This window comes from Brevundimonas sp. (assembly GCF_023259385.1).
Taxonomy (GTDB): Bacteria; Pseudomonadota; Alphaproteobacteria; order Caulobacterales; family Caulobacteraceae; genus Brevundimonas.
The window spans coordinates 1-3,024 of sequence record NZ_JAHFPF010000332.1 but is presented as its reverse complement, the minus strand read 5'-3'; the positions used below and the strand labels follow the sequence as shown (position 1 = coordinate 3,024).

Genomic DNA, 3,024 nt, shown 5'->3' with positions numbered 1-3,024 from the left:
TGGAGGAGACGTTCACATCGATGCGCGCCCCCGGGGTGGAGAAGGCGGGCAGGTCGGCGGTGACCATGACCGCGGCCATGTTCTTGGTGTTCGCCGTCGAGCCGCGGATGTTGTTTCCCAGCCGTTCGCTCATCCCTTCCAGCGACTGCCGGGTGAAGGGGCAGTTGCGCAGCGAGTCGCCGGTGCCGGCCAGGCCGACCACCAGTCCGTAGCCGACCAGCTGGTTGGACCGCACGCCCTCGATGGCGGCGATGTCCTTGATCCGCGACTGGGCCGTCGCCGGCGCGGCGAATCCGGCCAAAGCGGCGGCGGTCAGGAGGGAGGCTAGCAGTTTCTGCATCGGTCGGAGGTCCGCGAACAGTTGTGTGTCCCGTGATGCCAGTGGCGTGCCAGATCAAAACATCAGTGAAATCAACGGCGGCTCATATCTGGAGCCCGGCGCCGGCGGCAGTTTCTGCCGGGCCGTTAACCAAACAGTGACCTGCGCCGCCCGATGGTCCGGCATGTTCTGGAGTCGCACCGCATGAAGGTCACCGGCGCCACCGGCCCCTCGGCCTCCCAGGGTTCGCGTCCCGCCAGGGCTGCGGGCGGCTTTTCCGTGTCCGGCGGTTCGTCCGCCGCCCCGGCCAGCGCGCCGGCGACCGCGGCTTCGGTCTCGGGCGTCGCCGGCATGAACGCCCTCATGGCCCTGCAGGGGGTCGAGGACGCCACCGAGCGCCGCCGCCGGGCCGTTCGGCGGGGAAGCGGGCTTCTGGACCGGCTGGACGAGCTGAAGCTGGCCCTGCTGTCGGGCGAAGCCGGGGAGGGCGCGCTGGAGCGCCTGAGCCGCACCCTGCGCGAAGACCGCCCGGAAGACGCCGACCCGGCCCTGACCAGCCTGTTGGATCAGATCGATCTGCGCGCCGCGGTTGAACTGGCCAAGGCCGATCTTCGCCGCAACGCAGCGTAAAACGGCATAATCGTCCCCGAAATCACCCGCCACGCGTGTCAGGTGAGGAAGAAATGTCACGGTCACAGTGATCGTTGAACCTTCACAGGTCGCGCGCTCCCGCAAGCCTGTTGCCGCGACTCTTCGTCATCCCTATACGCAGCGGTGCGCCACAGGGGGGCGCTGCTTAGAGCGTGAGTGCGATGAACGCATTGGCGTCTGTGATCGAGCCGGCCGCCTACAGGCCGTCTGACGATGAGCCGTTCATGAATGAACGGCAGCTGGCCTATTTCAAGGGCAAGCTCATGGACTGGAAGGACGATATCCTTCGCGAGTCGAAGGGTACCGTGACCAATCTGAAGGCCGAGACGGAGAACCATCCGGATCTCGTCGACCGGGCGTCTTCCGAATCTGATCGTGCGCTGGAACTGCGTACGCGGGATCGTCAGCGCAAGCTGATCTCCAAGATCGACGAGGCCCTGCGCCGGATCGAGGACGGATCGTACGGCTACTGCGAGGAAACCGGCGAGCCCATCAGCCTGGGCCGTCTTGAGGCCCGCCCGACGGCGACGCTGTCGGTGGAAGCCCAGGAACGGCACGAGCGCCGCGAACGGGTTCACCGCGACGACTGATTCCGGCGGCCCGACGGGCCGTCGGCCTTGACTTGAGGGGCTGCGGGCGCGACCTACCGCGCCTCGCGTTTCAAGGTCGTCTCAATGTCCGTCAAGGTCCGTTTCGCCCCGTCTCCGACGGGTAAGCTGCACGTCGGGAACGTGCGCACCGCCCTGGTGAACTGGATGTTCGCCAAAGGGCAGGGCGGCAGCTTCGTGCTGCGCATCGACGACACCGACCTGGCCCGCTCCACGCCCGAGTTCGAACAGGGCATTGAGGACGACCTGACCTGGCTGGGCATGCTCTGGGATGAGCGCCACAACCAGTCCAAGCGGTTCGACCGCTACGAGGAGGCCGCCGACCGCCTGAAGGCCTCGGGCCGCCTCTACGCCTGCTACGAAACCTCCGAAGAGCTGGATCGCCGCCGCAAGGTGCAGCTGTCGCGCGGCCTGCCGCCGATCTACGACCGCGCCGCTCTGGACCTGACCGACGCCCAGAAGGCCGCGTACGAGGCCGAGGGGCGCCGTCCGCACTGGCGCTTCAAGCTGGAAGGCAAGCGCGTCGCCTGGGAAGACCTGGCGCGCGGCCATGCCGAGGTCGACACCGCGTCGATGTCGGACCCGGTGCTGATCCGCGAGGACGGCCTGTTCCTCTACACCCTGCCGTCGGTCGTCGACGACATCGACATGGCCATCACCCACGTCATCCGCGGTGAAGACCACGTCACCAACACCGGCGCCCAGATCGAGATCTTCGAGGCGCTGGGCGGCCCGGTCCCCGCGTTCGCCCACATGCCGCTGCTGGTCGGCGCCGACGGCGCGGCCCTGTCCAAGCGCCTGGGCTCGCTCTCGATCTCGGAGATGCGCGACCTGGGCTACGAGCCGATCGCCATCACCAGCCACCTGGGCCGCATCGGCACCTCGGACCCGCTGGAAGTCGGAACCTCGGTGCAGGCGCTGGGCGACAGCTTCGCCTTCTCCAAGATGGGGCGTTCGCCGGCGCGCTACGACACCGCCGATCTGGACCGCCTGAACGCCCAGGCCCTGCACGCCATGGACTACGCCGTGGCGCAGCCGCGCCTGGCCGGACTGGACGCCGATCTGGGCGAGGGCTTCTGGAACGCAGTGCGACCGAACCTTCAGAAATTCGCCGATGTCGTTGAAATGGCGGCCATCGTGCGTGGTCCGATCACGCCGGTGATCGAGGACCCGGCCTTCGCCGCCGCCGCCCTGGCGGTGCTGCCGGAGACGGTCGACGACACTCTGTGGCCGACCTGGACCAATGCGGTGAAGGAGGCGACGGGCGCCAAGGGCAAGACCCTGTTCATGCCGCTGCGCCTGATCCTGACCGGCCAGCCGCACGGCCCGGACATGGCGGCCATCGCCCCCATGATCGGCCGCGAGCGCATCGTGAAGCGGCTCCAGGGCGAGACGGCCTGAACCGTCTTCCCTGACGCCGGACAGCAAAAAGGCCGCCCTGTGAGG

Annotated in this window: 4 protein-coding genes; 3 read left to right on the top strand and 1 reads right to left on the bottom strand. The window is 68.0% G+C overall.

Annotated elements, in window-relative coordinates; translation table 11 throughout:
- A partial coding sequence (locus tag Q0C81_RS17780) for a flagellar basal body P-ring protein FlgI (protein WP_291841103.1) occupies window positions 1-340 on the bottom strand: 340 nt, incomplete at its 3' end.
- Between the two features lie 183 nt (window positions 341-523).
- Here Q0C81_RS17780 and Q0C81_RS17775 point away from each other — a divergent pair.
- The 3 genes from Q0C81_RS17775 (at window position 524) to gltX (ending at window position 2,979) form a co-directional block, all read left to right on the top strand.
- Entirely contained in the window at window positions 524-949 is a 426-nt protein-coding gene (locus Q0C81_RS17775) for a flagellar assembly protein FliX (protein ID WP_291841101.1), read from the top strand.
- A 182-nt stretch (window positions 950-1,131) separates the two neighbouring features.
- Window positions 1,132-1,560 (top strand): RNA polymerase-binding protein DksA, encoded by a 429-nt coding sequence (dksA, locus tag Q0C81_RS17770; protein WP_291841099.1) that lies wholly within the window; start codon window positions 1,132-1,134, stop codon window positions 1,558-1,560.
- Between the two features lie 84 nt (window positions 1,561-1,644).
- Window positions 1,645-2,979, top strand: a complete 1,335-nt coding sequence (gltX, locus tag Q0C81_RS17765; RefSeq protein ID WP_291841097.1) for a glutamate--tRNA ligase — start codon at window positions 1,645-1,647, stop codon at window positions 2,977-2,979.
- Window positions 2,980-3,024 lie beyond the last annotated feature (45 nt).

Coding starts and splice junctions, on each gene's coding strand:
- Q0C81_RS17775 (WP_291841101.1), top strand. CDS start 524: ATGAAGGTCACCGGCGCCACCGGCCCCTCGGCCTCCCAGGGTTCGCGT.
- dksA (WP_291841099.1), top strand. CDS start 1,132: ATGAACGCATTGGCGTCTGTGATCGAGCCGGCCGCCTACAGGCCGTCT.
- gltX (WP_291841097.1), top strand. CDS start 1,645: ATGTCCGTCAAGGTCCGTTTCGCCCCGTCTCCGACGGGTAAGCTGCAC.